The 13,674-nt window shown below is 71.0% G+C and carries 14 protein-coding genes; 9 read left to right on the plus strand and 5 right to left on the minus strand.

Going from position 1 to position 13,674, the window contains the following annotated elements; all coding sequences use genetic code 11:
• Positions 1-227: 227 nt before the first annotated feature.
• Both ACZ7M7_RS26930 and ACZ7M7_RS26935 read right to left on the minus strand, forming a co-directional pair.
• Positions 228-1,352 carry a CU044_5270 family protein gene (locus ACZ7M7_RS26930; protein ID WP_472120837.1) on the minus strand — a complete coding sequence of 375 codons (1,125 nt, stop codon included), beginning with the start codon at positions 1,350-1,352 and terminating at the stop codon, positions 228-230.
• Positions 1,349-2,038, minus strand: a complete 690-nt coding sequence (locus tag ACZ7M7_RS26935; protein WP_451168977.1) for an RNA polymerase sigma factor — start codon at positions 2,036-2,038, stop codon at positions 1,349-1,351. The genes ACZ7M7_RS26930 and ACZ7M7_RS26935 overlap by 4 nt, the downstream gene beginning before the upstream one ends.
• Positions 2,039-2,284: 246 nt before the next feature.
• Between ACZ7M7_RS26935 and ACZ7M7_RS26940 the strand changes: the two genes are divergently transcribed.
• From ACZ7M7_RS26940 to ACZ7M7_RS26950, 3 genes are all read left to right on the plus strand, one after another.
• Positions 2,285-3,517 carry a hypothetical protein gene (locus tag ACZ7M7_RS26940; RefSeq protein ID WP_472120840.1) on the plus strand — a complete coding sequence of 411 codons (1,233 nt, stop codon included), beginning with the start codon at positions 2,285-2,287 and terminating at the stop codon, positions 3,515-3,517.
• An 11-nt stretch (positions 3,518-3,528) separates the two neighbouring features.
• The gene (locus ACZ7M7_RS26945; RefSeq protein WP_472120843.1) at positions 3,529-5,001 is read left to right on the plus strand and encodes a sensor histidine kinase; all 1,473 of its coding nucleotides are present in this window, start codon (positions 3,529-3,531) and stop codon (positions 4,999-5,001) included.
• Between the two features lie 95 nt (positions 5,002-5,096).
• On the plus strand, positions 5,097-5,750 hold the full coding sequence (locus tag ACZ7M7_RS26950; RefSeq protein ID WP_472120846.1) for a response regulator: 654 nt from the start codon (positions 5,097-5,099) through the stop codon (positions 5,748-5,750).
• A 36-nt stretch (positions 5,751-5,786) separates the two neighbouring features.
• Here ACZ7M7_RS26950 and ACZ7M7_RS26955 read toward each other — a convergent pair whose 3' ends face one another.
• Positions 5,787-6,701, minus strand: coding sequence for a calcium-binding protein (locus ACZ7M7_RS26955; protein ID WP_472120848.1), 915 nt, complete (start codon positions 6,699-6,701; stop codon positions 5,787-5,789).
• A 503-nt stretch (positions 6,702-7,204) separates the two neighbouring features.
• Between ACZ7M7_RS26955 and ACZ7M7_RS26960 the strand changes: the two genes are divergently transcribed.
• From ACZ7M7_RS26960 to ACZ7M7_RS26975, 4 genes are all read left to right on the plus strand, one after another.
• Positions 7,205-7,543: a MerR family transcriptional regulator gene (locus tag ACZ7M7_RS26960; RefSeq protein ID WP_383613959.1), complete on the plus strand. Its 339-nt coding sequence runs from the start codon at positions 7,205-7,207 to the stop codon at positions 7,541-7,543.
• A 231-nt stretch (positions 7,544-7,774) separates the two neighbouring features.
• Positions 7,775-7,978: a cold-shock protein gene (locus ACZ7M7_RS26965; RefSeq protein ID WP_007383480.1), complete on the plus strand. Its 204-nt coding sequence runs from the start codon at positions 7,775-7,777 to the stop codon at positions 7,976-7,978.
• A 161-nt stretch (positions 7,979-8,139) separates the two neighbouring features.
• Entirely contained in the window at positions 8,140-8,430 is a 291-nt protein-coding gene (locus ACZ7M7_RS26970) for an SCO5918 family protein (protein WP_472120851.1), read from the plus strand.
• 54 nt (positions 8,431-8,484) lie between these two features.
• On the plus strand, positions 8,485-8,889 hold the full coding sequence (locus tag ACZ7M7_RS26975) for a hypothetical protein (protein ID WP_383613962.1): 405 nt from the start codon (positions 8,485-8,487) through the stop codon (positions 8,887-8,889).
• A 12-nt stretch (positions 8,890-8,901) separates the two neighbouring features.
• On the opposite strand, the gene ACZ7M7_RS26980 is transcribed toward ACZ7M7_RS26975, so the two are convergent.
• Positions 8,902-10,956 (minus strand): glycoside hydrolase, encoded by a 2,055-nt coding sequence (locus ACZ7M7_RS26980; RefSeq protein WP_472120854.1) that lies wholly within the window; start codon positions 10,954-10,956, stop codon positions 8,902-8,904.
• A gap of 258 nt (positions 10,957-11,214) precedes the next feature.
• Here ACZ7M7_RS26980 and ACZ7M7_RS26985 point away from each other — a divergent pair, with 258 nt between their 5' ends.
• Positions 11,215-12,216, plus strand: a complete 1,002-nt coding sequence (locus tag ACZ7M7_RS26985) for a LacI family DNA-binding transcriptional regulator (protein WP_472121693.1) — start codon at positions 11,215-11,217, stop codon at positions 12,214-12,216.
• A gap of 352 nt (positions 12,217-12,568) precedes the next feature.
• On the plus strand, positions 12,569-13,120 hold the full coding sequence (locus ACZ7M7_RS26990) for a tellurite resistance TerB family protein (protein ID WP_383613971.1): 552 nt from the start codon (positions 12,569-12,571) through the stop codon (positions 13,118-13,120).
• A gap of 49 nt (positions 13,121-13,169) precedes the next feature.
• On the opposite strand, the gene ACZ7M7_RS26995 is transcribed toward ACZ7M7_RS26990, so the two are convergent.
• Complete coding sequence (locus ACZ7M7_RS26995) at positions 13,170-13,670, minus strand: universal stress protein (RefSeq protein WP_472120856.1); 501 nt, start codon at positions 13,668-13,670, stop codon at positions 13,170-13,172.
• Positions 13,671-13,674 lie beyond the last annotated feature (4 nt).

Below are 13,674 nucleotides of genomic sequence, written 5' to 3' on the forward strand. Positions count from 1 at the left end.
GTGGCTGTGCCCTTCGTGTTCCGGTGGGTGGTGACTGGATGACCGAAGCCTGTGCGGTGATCCGTCCCAGCGGCCACGGAAGGCGGGCAGTTGGGGACGCCGGAACGCTGGAACGCCCTCTGAGCAGGGAGAATACGGTCGTCCTGGAACGCTCTTTTGGGACACGAGGGCTCTCGCAACGACCCTCTTCCCGAGGTTCGTTGCGAGAGTTCAGGTCGTGGGCCGTGTCAGCCCGCCTGCGAAGGGCTCTGCTTCATGCCGTCGACCACCGCCCTGTTGATGACCGCGCTCGTGTAGAGCACCGTGCCGGGCTTGATCAGCGCGGCCTCGCCGGTGGCCTTCCGTACCTGGACGCTGCGATCGCCGAGGAAGACATGGGTCTTCTTGTCGAAGATCCACTCCTCGCGCTGGCCGCTGGCCTCGTCGAGGCGGGCCACCGCCACACCGTGCCGTCCCACCGCGTCCACGGCGTCGTTCACGACGACGACGCCCGGGATCTTCTCGGCGGCCTTGAACAGCGCCGAGTAGAGCTCCGCCGGCGGGTAGCTCTCGCCGAGCAGGTCCCCGATCGTGGTGAACGCCTGCTGGTCGGGCGAGTTGCCCATCCCCTCCGTCTCCTTGTAGATCTTGGCCAGCAGTGCGTCGGGGTCGGTGGTGAGCTTGGCCAGGTAGTCGTACGACGGAGCGTTCAGGTACGCCTTGCGCTCGTTGCCCTGCTCGTCGGGGAGGCTGAGGGTCTCGCCCTCAGGGCTGTCGTTGACCGCGGGGTCGATCAGCCAGCCTTTCGTGCCGTCGGCGGACATCCACACCTGCCGGCGGTGCAGCCGGTGGCTGGCCAGGCTGCTCTTGTCGCCGACGGTCCTGACGAAGGTGTCGGCCGACCTGGACTCGACGTAGACGTACTGGCCGGGCTTGACGGTCGGGTGGGACACGTCGGCCGCCGCCAGCGAGATCCGGTCGAGCAGCTGCGGAACACCTTCGGTACTCGCGGCGCCGAGCCGCGTGGTCAGGGCCGGTCCCGTCGCGAGGGCGCCGTCCTGAGCTCCGTCATCGCCCGGGGCTCCGCCACCCCCGGACACCGCGAACCCGGCGACGACGACACCGGCCACGGCGGCCGCCATGGCGGGCAGCACGATCGCCGGACGCGGCAGCCGGAACCGCCGTACCTTCGCGGGCGCTTCGGTGGCTCCCGGCGCCGTGTGCTCTTCCCGCTGCATGTCGTGGATCTGGGCCATCAGGCGCTCCCTGTGGAACTCGTGACGGCCCACCGGCAGGTCACGCGCCGTCCGGGACAGGAGCTCTGCGCTCTCATCCCGCTCTGCCGGGTTCTGCCGGGACGTGTTCGCGTTCATCGGTTTCCCTCCTGTGCGGGCCGTATCGCGTTGGTGTGATCGCCTCTTATCTGTCGGCCGAGCAGGCCGCCTTCCCGTTTCCCGCGAACTTTCCTGTCCTGACTGCCGGTTGCCGGCCGGACGGCCGCGGCGGCGGGGCGCGCCGACTCCGCCTTCGACCCCGCCTCCGCCAGCGCACGCAGCTTCTTGCGGGCCCGGGAGAGCCGGGAGGCCACCGTTCCGACCGGGATCCCCAGCGCCTCGGCCGCCGCCTCGTAGTCCAGGCCCTCCCCCAGGCAGAGCGTGATGACCTCGCGCTCCGGTCTGCGCAGCGCGGCGAGCGCCGTGAGGGCCGTCGCGAGACGCCGCCGGTCGTCGACCCGGTCGGCCACCTCGTCGGCGTGGTCGGCCACCGACAGCTCGGCAGCCGCGGCCGCGGTGGCCGCCGCCCGGTAGCGCCGGTTGCTCCGGTACTGGTTGCGCGCCGTGTTGGTGGCGATGCCCAGCAGCCAGGGCCGCAGAGAGCCGCCGTCGGGCTCGACCCTGTCGCGAAGCCGCCAGGCCTCCAAGAAGGTCGCGGCCATCACGTCCTCGGCCACCGACCAGTCGGCCGTCAGCCGGAAGGCATGGTTGTAGACCGCGCGGGAGTAGCTGTCGAAGAGCTCGGCGAACGCGCTCGACTCCCCGGCCCGTACCCGGGTACGCATATGAATGCTCACCTCAATGAGCTGTCCGGCACCCCACACCGACTTCCCGTGACCTGCATCACACTCGGTGGCCCTACTCCGGCGACCGAACACCCCGCATGCTCTCACCCGGCCGATCGGACCGGGACTCTGGCCGGTCGGACCGGAGGCCTGGCCGGTCGGCCGACGCGGCGCCGTCAGGTGGCTGCCTAGGGTCGGTCTCGACCGGATACGACCGGCATACCGCAGCCCGAGGGGGAGCGTTCGATGGACCAGCGACCGAGTACCGAAGTGCACAACGGCGCCACGGACATGGCCGGAGCCACCGTGGAGTTCGAGTGCGACGCCATGGACCTGTTCGTGGCGGCGCTGCGCGGTGCGATCAAGCATGAGGCGGCGGCCGTGGGGCTCGAGCACCTGCTGGCCGCGCTCGTCATGGGAGACACGGACGCGGGTGCGGCGATCGCCCCGGGGATGCGGAAGGCCGGTGCGCTCAGCGGCCTGATCTCCGGTCGCGGCGGCCGCGGCTGGGTGAGCGACGACGGGGACGAGGACGCGGGCACGACCGTCGCGGCCGCTGCCGACGAGGACGAGGTCACCGCCGCCTGGCGTGAGGCGCACTGGCGGCTCGGGCTCGCGAAGCGCGGACCGGACGCGGACGTCGACCGTGAGCTGCCCGGGATGACCGGCGCCCTGCGCCGGTGCCTGCTGCTCGCGCTCGCGTCGGCCCGCGCCGAAGGTACGGTCTCGGTGCGCTGCCGGCATGTGGCGCGGGCTGTGCTGGAGCTGCCGGAGAGCCGGGCCCGGGAGGCGTTGGTGCTGCAGCGGCTGGACCTGGCAGCCGCGGCGACCGCACTCGACGCGCTGGACGCGAGCGCCCCGGCGGAGACCGAACGGCCGGAATCCCGTGGCGTCACGCTTCTCCGCCGGGCCGGGACGCTGGGCAGGAGCGGCAACCGCTTGACGCGCGCGCTGACTTCGTGGACCTCCGGGGCCGGCGTGTACGGCTCACCGATCGTCTTCGCGGTGACCGTCGAGGCCGTACGGCAGGCCGCGCGGTGCGGGCGTTCCGCGGCGGAGCCCGTGGATCTGCTGCTGGGCATCCTGGCCCTGGACCGCTCCCTTGCCGTTGCCGGACGCTCCCTGCCCGCGGAGCTGGCCGACGCCAACTCCGCCGCCGCGCCGCTGCGCAGGCATGGCGTACGGCAGGACTCCCTGACCCGGGTGGCCATGGAACGCACGACAGAAGCCCCTGCGGACAGCGCCTCCGCATCGGATCGCGATGCCGACCGGATACGGCTCTCCGACTCCACCGAGCGGGCCAAGGCGGTCGCGCAGCTCACCGCCGCCGAGCACGGCTCGCCCTCGGTCGGTACGGTCCACCTGCTGGCCGCGCTGCTCGAAGCCGAGGACAACCAGGTGGTCCGGCTGCTGCTGGCCGCCTCGCGGGTGGACGTCGCCGCGCTGCGGGCGGAATTGCCGCGCCGGGCGGGCGCGTGACCCACGGGGACGTGACAGCCGGGGAGCACGAGGCCGCCGTTGACTCCACGGACCGCCGCCTCATCAGTGCGGCGGTGCGGTGGCTGCGCCGCGAGGCGGGCGTGAGCCGGGCCGCCCTGCGCACCGCCTCGCGCCGTACGGTCGCCGTCGACGCGTCGCTGTCCGCGCTGACGGCGGTCCTCGGGCTGCTGCCGCTGCTGCTCGTGCACCCGCAGCACCCGGTTCCGGCGGTCCTGCAAGCACTGTGGGCGGCGCTGCTGGTCGCCGTACGGCGTGGCCGTCCCGTCGCCGCGGTCATGGGTGCCGCGCCGCTGGTCATGGGCGGCAACGTGTGGACGCTGCCGGTGATTGCGCTGATCGTGCTGTCCGCCACGCGCCGTATCGCACCGTCCCGGCGTGCCTGGCAGGTCGTGGGCGCGGCCTGTGCCGTCCTCGGTGTCCTGACCGTCGCCGTCGGCCTGTTCCGCTGGGACCACCTGCCGAGGGACCTGGCCGACAACGCGATCTCCGCGGCGCTCCTCCTGCTGCTCCCCGCCCTGTCCGGGACCCTGCTGGGCCGCCGCCGGCCCTTGACCGGCCTGCTGCGGGAGCGCAACGCCTATCTGGAGCAGACCCGTACGCTCACCGCGGAGGCGGCCCGGCTGGAGGAGCGGACCCGGATCGCGGGCGAGATGCACGATCTCCTGGGCCATCGGCTGAGCCTGATCTCGGTGCACGCGGGAGCGCTGGAACTCGCCGCCGCCCGGCAGGCACCGCCCCTGGTGGGGCAGGTGGAACTGCTGCGCACGACCGCCGGCACGGCCATGGAGGAGCTGCGCGAGATCCTCGGCGTCCTGCGGCGCGCCGAGCTGGCGGACGCGATGGATCCGACGGACGGGAGCGGGAACGCGGGCGCGAGCGAGCGAGGGACCCGCGAGGACATCACCGCCCTGGTGGCACAGTCCCGGCAGGCGGGCGGCGGCCCCGTCGAGCTGGACTGGTCGGTTCCCGGTACGGCCGAGGTGGGCGCCCGGGCCCGGCAGGCGATCCACCGGGTGGTCCGCGAGGGGCTGACGAACGTGCTGAAACACGCGTCCGGCGCGCCCACACGGGTGGAGGTCAGGAGCACGGACGCAGGCATCGAGGTCGACGTCACGAACGGGCCGCCGCGCGAGGCCGGCCGATCGCAGGGCGGAACTCACAGTGGACTGGCCGGACTTCACGAGCGCATCTCGTTGCTCGGCGGCTCATTCGGGGCGGGGTCCCTGCCGGACGGCGGCTTCCGCGTGACGGCACGGCTGCCCACCGATGCGATCAGGTCCGTGTCCGGGCCGCTCTCGGCAATCTCCGCCGGGCCACTCCCTCCTCCGGGAGGAGCTCACGCCCCGCTGTCGACCGAGGTCCTGACCTGGCCGCGCGTCCTGGGAGCCGGCTGCGCGTCCGTACTCGTGGTCCTGCCGACGGCAGGCTTCCTCGTCGTCGTGCTGCTGGCGGCGCTGAGGTGAATCCCGAACGGGGAATTACGGGAGAGGAGTTACGGGAGGGGAGTTACAAGCACCGAGTTGCGCAGGCGTGAGTCACAGAGTCCTAGGATGAGCCGATGATCCGAGTCCTGATCGCCGACGACGAGGCGCTGATGCGCACCGGTATCCGGCTGATCCTGGAGAACGCCGACGACATCGAGGTCGTGGCCGAAGCCGGGGACGGCAGGGAGGCCGCCGCGGCCTGCCGCGCCCAGGACATCGACGTCGCCCTGCTCGACATCCAGATGCCGGTCGCGGACGGCATCGCGGCCGCCGAGGACATCACCCGCCTGTCACCCCGTACGCATGTCGTGATGCTGACGGCCTTCGGCGAGGAGGCCGGCGTCACGCGCGCCCTGCGGGCCGGCGCCAGCGGCTTTCTCCTCAAGGACACCGGCCCCACCGAACTGATCCGCGCCGTGCAGCTCGCCGCGAAGGGGGAACCGGTCCTGGCACCCCGGGTCACCCGCCAACTGCTGGAACGCCATGTGCAGTCCGGCCGCGGCACCGAAGCCGCCCTGCACCGGATCGCGGAGCTGACCCCTGCCGAGCGCGATGTCCTGCGCCTGCTCGGTACGGGACTGTCGAACTCGGAGATCGCCGACCGGCTGTACCTCAGTGCCGGCACCGTCAAGGCGCACATCAGCCGCATCCTGACCCGCACCGGCTGCGCCAACCGTGTCCAGGCAGCCGTACTTGCCCACGACGCCGGACTGCTCGACGGCCGCTGAGCCGGCTGGCGAAGCCCCGGTGCGAGACCCGTGCGGTCAGTCCTGGCGTTCGACGTCCGTGCCGGGACCACCCGACAGCGTGTCCGTGCCCGGGCCCCCGTACAGCTTGTCGTTGCCGCTGTTGCCGTACAGCGTGTCGTCGCCGCTGTTGCCGTACAGGATGTCGGCGCCGGGGCCGCCGTAGAGGAAGTCGCTGCCGGTGCCGCCACGAAGGGTGTCGTTGCCGTCCCCGCCGTTCAGGCGCTGGCGCCCGGGTCCGCCGTAGAGGAGGTCGTTGCCCGCGCCCCCGTCCGCGTCGCTCTCGTCGCCGTCGAGATAAATCGTGTCGACGCCGGCCTGGCCCTGCACGATGGAGGATTCGGCGCCGTGGAGCGTGTCGTTGCCGTCCCCGCCGCTCACCGTCCCCGCGACGCCCAGCTTGACGGTGTCGTCGCCGGATCCGCCCTGGATCCAGTTGCCGTCGACACTGCCGGTGTGGGTGTAGGAGTCCTTGCCCGGCCCCAGGTCCATCGCGGCCAAGTAGTAGGCCTGGTCGGTGGTGTTGTCGTAGGTGATGGTGTCGTCGCCGTCGCCGAGATGCATGTACAGCACGGCGTAGGGGTCCTGGCTCTCCAGGGTGGTCTGCGTGCAGGAGACCTTGGTGCGGTCCGCGCTGTCGGGGTGGGTGCAGGCCTCCCCCGTGGGGGCGAGGTCGATCGGGACCACGTCGTCGATGACATAGGTGATGCTCGCCAGGCCGTCGGCGGCCGTCGCGGTGACGGTCGTCCTGTTGGCCTGACCGGGCGCCGCCGTGTAGACGATCGACTTGCCGTCGACGCCCACGGTGGCCGCCGGCGCCGCGGCACCGGCCACCGCCGGCAGGGCGATCGATGCGGTCAGCGCCGTGCCGATGGCCAGGGTCAGGGCCGACGCGGCAGTTATGGCCTTGCGGCGGACGGGACGAGAGAACATGGACAACCTCCCTGAGAACACATGTGGTTACGACAACCACAGGTGACTCGTAGGGCCTGTGGGGGGGTTGCGCCGGGGTTTGTGCAGTGGCATCGCGTCACCGCGCCGTCAGCGGGTGCGCGGAGCGCGCTGACCAGCGATCATCCCTGCGGCAACGCTCAGCTCGACACCTGCCTGTCAGGCCGGCGTCGTCAGGAATTCATCCGACCCCACGCCCGCGCGGGCGGCCCGGGGGGGCCTGTCGCAGTCCGCAGCTCAGCCCATGCTTGGATCCGGGGACCGCAACCTCGGCGAGGCCGTTGAGGAGCTCGATCGGACTGGTCACGCTGTCGTCGGCACGACCGGCTGCCGTCCTCGTCGGCGAAAAGTCTGTCCCGGCGGGACCACATGTCCATGCCCGTCGGCGCTAGGGTTGTGGCACGAGGCAGAGGGTGCTGAACCGTTCGGAGCACGGGTGCCGTGCCCGCCCGGATCCCTCGCCGCGTCCCCGAAACGAAGGTGCCATGCCCGCTGAGAACGCCCCTGTCGCCGGGAACCTCGACGACGACGACTATCCCGCCTACACCATGGGGCGGGCCGCCGACGTTCTCGGCACCACTCCCGCCTTCCTGAGGGCCATCGGGGAGGCCGAGCTGATCACTCCCCTGCGTTCGGGAGGTGGTCACCGCCGGTATTCGCGACGCCAGTTGCGCATCGCCGCCCGCGCCCGTGAGCTCGTCGACCAGGGCACTCCCATCGAGGCGGCCTGCCGGATCATCTCCCTCGAGGACCGGCTGGCGGACGCCCTCCGCCTGAACCGGGACATGCGCCGGAAGCTGGACGAGCGCGGCCCGGATACCTAGTCCCGCCGGTACAGAAATGCGGGCTGCTGCGGGATGAGACTCAATACTCGGCGCCGAAAACACACGGGTACTTACGGCCGGGCTGTGTTAGCGTGATACCAGTTGCAGTTTTGGTTGCCAGAGATTTGTTTCTTTGCAGAGCTTTCCGGATCTTTCCGGAGGGGTGATCATCGCGGCGACTCGGGCCCGTAAAGTGCGGAGTCCGGCACTGCCCCCCAAGGGAGATTCAATATGGCATCTGGCACCGTGAAGTGGTTCAACGCGGAAAAGGGCTTCGGCTTCATCGAGCAGGACGGCGGCGGCGCTGACGTGTTCGCCCACTACTCGAACATCGCCACCAGCGGCTTCCGCGAGCTTCAGGAAGGCCAGAAGGTTACCTTCGACGTCACGCAGGGCCAGAAGGGCCCGCAGGCCGAGAACATCGTTCCCGCCTGACGCTGACGCGTACTACGTGGCTGGGGCCCGCGCTCTTGGGGTGCGGGCCCCAGCTCTTTGCATTTCCTGACGTTCCCGGATTGTCAGCAGCCTCGGATTCACCGCCGAGAGGTCCGGATTTTCGAATTCCTTCGGCTCATTCTCGTGCCGTGGAGGCATCCATGCGTTGCGTCATCGCCCGTTTCCCCTTCGACCTGACCAAGAGCGAGGTCGAACAGTCGATGAGCGGCATCACCCCCGAACCCGTCACCGGCGTGGCCGTGACCATCGGCCGCCGCGTCTACCCCGTGATGCAGGTCGGGGAAGTGATCACCAGGCAGAACCGCCGCGACTTCACCACGGGCGAGATGCGCCGGGCGCTGACCAGGCTCGGTTTCGTCTGCCACGACACGCCGCCGCCGGTCCCGCCGACCCGGGACGCGCGAGCTGACGAAGGTGCGCTCGGCTGGTGATGCCTCGCCTCCTGCCACGCCCCGACGCCGGTCGTCGGGCTAGGCTCCGGAGGCATGACACACCCTGACGACCTGCTCGTCGCGATCGCCGCGATGGTGGAGTCGCGGCACAGCAGCCAGATGTCCCTGACCGTGGTGGTTCCGGGAGCCGTGATCACGGGCCGGCTGGCGCCGGAATCCCTGTGGAAGGAGCGGGTGGCCGAAGTCCTGCGGGACTCCGATGACCTGGGGCAGTTCGCCGCCGCGTTCACCCGGCGCCGAGACAACCACGAGGCCGACCGCCAGGACGGCGACGGCCGCGGGCCGGACCACGGTGACCGGCCCACGCACCTCCACTTCCACGTCGCCCGGATCCTCCAGGGCAGTTTCGGCATCCCCGACACGGGTGGCATGTACCGGGTCGCCCTGGAGGAAGTGAGCGCCTGGACCATCGGCGACATCGGCTACTCGGACCAGTAGGGACCAGACGCCCTACTCGGCCCCGGCGCCCGTCACCTCGGTCACCTTCCACCGCTGGTTGGCGCCGGAATTCCCCAGCCACACGCCGACCCCGGCGCCCTCGTCGGTGGACTGCCCGGAGACGTCCGCGAGACGGCCGGTGGCGGCGTTGACCAGGGTCCAGGTGCCGTCGCCCGTCGTCGACATGATCCACTGAGCGGCGCTGTCCCGGCGCCCCTCGTCCGGCTCGGCCACCAGGGCCCCGTCGCGGACGGCGAGGCGCTTGCCCTCGCTCGCCTCGGTGAAGGCGTACCGCTTGCGGTTGTCGGACCCGCTGACCTGCTCCACGCGCCACTGCTGACCGCTGGGGTCGGCGGCGTCGGCGCTCCTGATGACCAGTCCAGTGCCGTTGTCGGCGATGGTGAGGTCCTTGCCGCTCTGGGCGCCGGTCAGCCGGTAGGTGTGGCCCTTCTTCAGTTCGGCCGCGTCCTTCGCGACGCCGGACACGCCCTGGACGAGGAACGACGTCACCGACTGGGCGGGCACGGTGACCGTGGCCTGCTCGCCGCTGACCCGGACCGCCTTCTGCCGCTCCAGCTTGCCGTCGGCGCTGGTCACCACCGGGGTGACGGTGGCCCGGGAGGAGACCCGGCCGAACTTCGACAGGTCGAGCGTGACCTCGCGTGCCTCGGCGGTGCTGTTGACGTGGACGACGGTGGCCGCGTCGCCCTTGCGGGAGACGGCCGCGGTGCTGGAGGTGTCGTTCGTCTTGATCAGCCGGTCGCCGGGCTTGATGTAGTGCGTGAAGTTCCGGGCGGTGTCGAACTTGGTGTTCGTGTAGATCGGGCAGGACTTGAGCGTGTCCTTCGACGTGCAGCTGAACGACAGCTGGATCTCGCCCCAGTTGCCGCCCTTCGCGGACTCGCCGCCCGGCTTCATGTTGTCGTAGTCCTCGACGGGCTGCCAGAACACCCAGGCGCGGGGCTCCAGTTCGCGCAGATCGTCGACGATGCGCTGGGCGAGGCCGAGGCCGGGCCGCATGTCCGTGAAGCTCTGGCCGTCGCCCCAGTCGCCCTCGACCTCGCTCATCCACAGCGGCTTGTCCGCGGCCTTGGCCAGGTCGCGGACGGTGGTGCGCTGGCCGGTGCCGTAGGTGTGGACGTTCATCTGGCCGACGAGGTCGCGCACTTCCTGGGGGTAGGAGTTCCAGTTCGTGGCGAAGGTGCCGGGGTTGGTCTCGTCCATCGCGGAGATCTCCGCGTGGGTGCGGGACTTGGCGAGGGTCGGGCCCAGCGCGCTGATCACCTTCTGCTGGAGTTCGGGACCGATGTGGGCGCCTTCCTGACGGCCGCCGACGGGCTCACCGTCCGGGCCGAGCTTGGTGCCCCAGTAGTTCGTGTTCGGCTCGTTGAACGGGTCCAGGGTGTCGACCTTGATGCCGTGCGCCTTCTCCAGGCGTTCGGTGGCGCCCACCAGGTACTTGGCGAAGTCGTCGACGGACTCCGTCTTGAGCTGGTCCTTGCCCGCGTCGAAGTTGCCGGAGACGTAGCCGCTCTCGGTCATGAACCAGGGCGGCGAGTTGCTGAACGTCTCCCAGTGGGTGATGTCCTTCTTGATGCGGTCGATCCACCAGCGCTGCGTCTTGTCGGCCTTGTTGTTCCAGTCGGCCGGGTCGTCGGCGTCCCACCAGTCGACGTCCTCGCGGGTGGTGCCCGCCGGGGCCTTCCACCAGCCCTGGACCGCACCGCCGGCGCGCAGGTAGTCCTTGACGTCGGGGGCGTTTCCGCCGCCGACGTTGTAGCGGGCGATGTTCAGCGCGAGGCCGTCGTCGCCGAACAGGAGCTGGGCCAGCCTCTCGCGTATCGCGGGCGGGTAGTCACCGGTCGCGTTGGCGAACCAGACCAGGCTGGTGCCCCAGCCCTCGAACTTCTCCTGCTTGTAGGAGGGGTCGGGCACGACGGTGACCGCGGCGGTGGCGGTCGGCTCAGCGTGCGCGGCCGGCAGCGCGGTGGCGGCCAGCACGGTCCCGGTCGCGAGGGCCGTGATGCCGACCCCCAGGAGCCTTCTCTTACGGGTTCGGTGTGCCATGTCGAGTACTCCAGCGAGGTTCGGTTCGGTGCGGTTCAGTGTGTTCTCGTATAGTTTCTGCTCGGAATGTTTACGTAAACATGCGTTCGCGGGATGTCTACACTGTCCGAATCTCAGGGGTCAAGGAGTCGTCCGGGACCGAAAGTTGCGCAGCCCGGCGACCGAGGGGACAAGGTGGGCAGGATGGGCACAGCGGACGGTGACGGCACCCGGGCGGGGACGCGGAAGCGCGCAGCTCGCCCCCGTCAGGGCGCCTCCATGGCCGACGTCGCGCACCTCGCCGGGGTCTCCTCCCAGACGGTCTCCCGCGTCTCCAACGGGTTCCCGGGCGTGAACGAGCAGACCCGGCAGCAGGTCCTGGCCGCGATGCGGGAGCTGGGCTACCGGCCCAACAGCGCCGCACGGGCCCTCAGGCGCGGCGAGTTCCGCACCCTCGGCGTGATCACCTTCTCCCTCTCCACCATGGGGAACATCCGCACCCTGGAGGCGATCGCGACCTCCGCCGCCCAGCACGGTTACGCCGTCACGCTGCTGCCGGTCGCCGTCCCCACCCAGGACGAGGTGAACGGCGCCTTCTCCCGCCTCGGCGAACTCGCCGTGGACGCGGTCATCGTCATCATGGAGATCCATCTGCTCGACGCGGCCACGGTCTCCCTGCCGCCCGGCGTCCAGGTCGTGGTCGCCGACTCGGACGCCGGCGACCGCTACACCGTCGTCGACACCGATCAGGCGGGCGGCGCCCGCGACGCCGTACGGCATCTGCTGGACCTCGGCCATGACACGGTGTGGCACCTCGCCGGGCCGGAGGACTCCTTCGCCGCGCAGCGCCGTGCCAACGCGTGGCGCGGCGCCCTCACGGAGGCGGGCGTGGACGCGCCGCCCCTGGTGCGCGGCGACTGGTCGGCGGAGTCCGGATACCGGGCCGGTCTGCGGCTCGCCGAGCAGCCGGACTGCACGGCGGTGTTCGCGGCCAACGACCAGATGGCGCTGGGCCTGCTGCGCGCCCTGCACGAACGCGGCCGGAAGGTCCCCGACGACGTCAGTGTCATCGGCTTCGACGACATCCCCGAGTCCGCGTCCTTCCTGCCCCCGCTCACCACCATCCACCAGGACTTCGCCGAGGTGGGCCGCCTGTGTGTCGAGGGCGTCCTCAGCAAGATGCGGCACGGGGGCCCCGACCACGGCACGACGCTCGTCCCGACCCGACTCGTGGGACGCCGGAGCACGGCACCGCCGCGGAAGGGCATTGTTCGCGGCTGAGTACGGGGTGACCGAACAATCCGTGCCCGCGTTGGACTGGTCCCACGGCGCCGGGATCCGGCCCGTGCAGACGGGATCAGCGCAGAAAGAGAGGTCGTTCGATGGGCAAGAGGGGGAGCGTGGCCGTGCTGGCCGCCGCCGGGCTGGTACGCGGCCGGCCGCGTTCGCTGTCATCGGCACGGGCCGGCTGCTCGACGTCACCGTGTGGCCGGTCGTCGAGCGGTGACCCTCGGGCGTGTCCGCCGGCCCAGGAACTCCCGAGGGCCGGCGGACGTTTGCAGGAGGACACACGGAACACATGCAACACACGCAGTCGACCTGAACGACATGGGCTGAAGCCGAGGTGGCACGGATGGCGATGTGGGATCGGATCAAGGACCAGGCCAAGGGTCTGCAGCAGCAGACACAGGCCGGGCGGAGCTCCGGCGGGCACGGGCGGCCGGGTTCCGGGTCCTCGGGAGGATCCAAGGCCCAGCTGGTGAGCGCGCTCAAGACGCAGCTCACCTCCCTCAAGACGGAGCTGAAGAGCGGCGCCTACCGGGACGCCAGCATGGCCATGTGCGCCCTGGTCGCCGCCGCCGACGGCAATGTCGACCCGGCCGAGCGCCAGCATGTGGAGTCGCTGATCCTGAACAACGACGTCCTGCAGAACTTCCCGTCCGAGCAGCTGCGGCAGCGCTTCAACAAGCACGTCGACCAGCTGTCCTTCAACTTCCAGCAGGGCAAGGCCGAGGCCCTGCAGGAGATCGCCAAGGCCGCGAAGAAGCCGACGGAGGCCCGGGCGGTCGTCCAGACCGGCTTCGTCGTGGCGGGCGCGGACGGCTACATCGCACCGGCGGAGGAGCAGGTCCTGCGCGAGGCCTGCTCGACGCTCGGCCTGTCCCCGCAGGAATTCGGCCTCTGACGCCGGCACTGTTCACTCGCTTGCCCCCGCTCCTCAGGCTCCGCAGGTGCTACCCGTGGTGCGGAGGATGAGGCGGCGGGGGCGGCATGGTCGTCAGGTCGGGGGTCGGCTCCGGCCAGACCAGCAGGAGTGGGCAGGGGGCGTGGTCCACGACGAAGCGGCTTGCGGGGCCGAGGCTGTGGGGGCCGAGGGTGGCGCGGTCGCCGTCGCGGGCCAGGATGAGCAGTTCGGCGCCCTCCGTCGCGGCGACGACCTCGCGCTCGACGCGGCCGGAGCGCTCGACACGGGTGCAGGGCCGGTCGAGACGCTCGGCGGCCGCCTGCAGCAGGCTCTCGGCGGAGGCGGCGGCGAGGTGCTCGACGCGGGTGCCGGGGTCGCGCTCGGGGTGGCCCCGGCCGAGCAGCCCGGCGTACGCGCCGTGCGCGGCGTCCGCGGCCTCGTGCCCGGTGACGTGCAGCAGGACGACGTCGGCGGCGTCGGGCGCGTGCCGTCGCGCGGCGTCCACGCAGGCGGGCCAGGTGCCCTCGACGATCCAGACGACCACCGCCATGGGA

It is taken from the genome of Streptomyces sp. NPDC111606 (assembly GCF_055656945.1).

What these genes read in the sequence shown, in the direction of transcription:
- ACZ7M7_RS26940 (WP_472120840.1), top strand. Translation starts at nt 2,285, where the DNA reads ATGGACCAGCGACCGAGTACCGAAGTGCACAACGGCGCCACGGACATG.
- ACZ7M7_RS26960 (WP_383613959.1), top strand. Translation starts at nt 7,205, where the DNA reads ATGCCCGCTGAGAACGCCCCTGTCGCCGGGAACCTCGACGACGACGAC.
- ACZ7M7_RS26935 (WP_451168977.1), bottom strand. Translation starts at nt 2,038, where the DNA reads ATGCGTACCCGGGTACGGGCCGGGGAGTCGAGCGCGTTCGCCGAGCTC.
- ACZ7M7_RS26975 (WP_383613962.1), top strand. Translation starts at nt 8,485, where the DNA reads ATGACACACCCTGACGACCTGCTCGTCGCGATCGCCGCGATGGTGGAG.
- ACZ7M7_RS26955 (WP_472120848.1), bottom strand. Translation starts at nt 6,701, where the DNA reads ATGTTCTCTCGTCCCGTCCGCCGCAAGGCCATAACTGCCGCGTCGGCC.
- ACZ7M7_RS26990 (WP_383613971.1), top strand. Translation starts at nt 12,569, where the DNA reads ATGGCGATGTGGGATCGGATCAAGGACCAGGCCAAGGGTCTGCAGCAG.
- ACZ7M7_RS26995 (WP_472120856.1), bottom strand. Translation starts at nt 13,670, where the DNA reads ATGGCGGTGGTCGTCTGGATCGTCGAGGGCACCTGGCCCGCCTGCGTG.
- ACZ7M7_RS26965 (WP_007383480.1), top strand. Translation starts at nt 7,775, where the DNA reads ATGGCATCTGGCACCGTGAAGTGGTTCAACGCGGAAAAGGGCTTCGGC.
- ACZ7M7_RS26970 (WP_472120851.1), top strand. Translation starts at nt 8,140, where the DNA reads ATGCGTTGCGTCATCGCCCGTTTCCCCTTCGACCTGACCAAGAGCGAG.
- ACZ7M7_RS26980 (WP_472120854.1), bottom strand. Translation starts at nt 10,956, where the DNA reads ATGGCACACCGAACCCGTAAGAGAAGGCTCCTGGGGGTCGGCATCACG.
- ACZ7M7_RS26985 (WP_472121693.1), top strand. Translation starts at nt 11,215, where the DNA reads ATGGCCGACGTCGCGCACCTCGCCGGGGTCTCCTCCCAGACGGTCTCC.
- ACZ7M7_RS26950 (WP_472120846.1), top strand. Translation starts at nt 5,097, where the DNA reads ATGATCCGAGTCCTGATCGCCGACGACGAGGCGCTGATGCGCACCGGT.
- ACZ7M7_RS26930 (WP_472120837.1), bottom strand. Translation starts at nt 1,352, where the DNA reads ATGAACGCGAACACGTCCCGGCAGAACCCGGCAGAGCGGGATGAGAGC.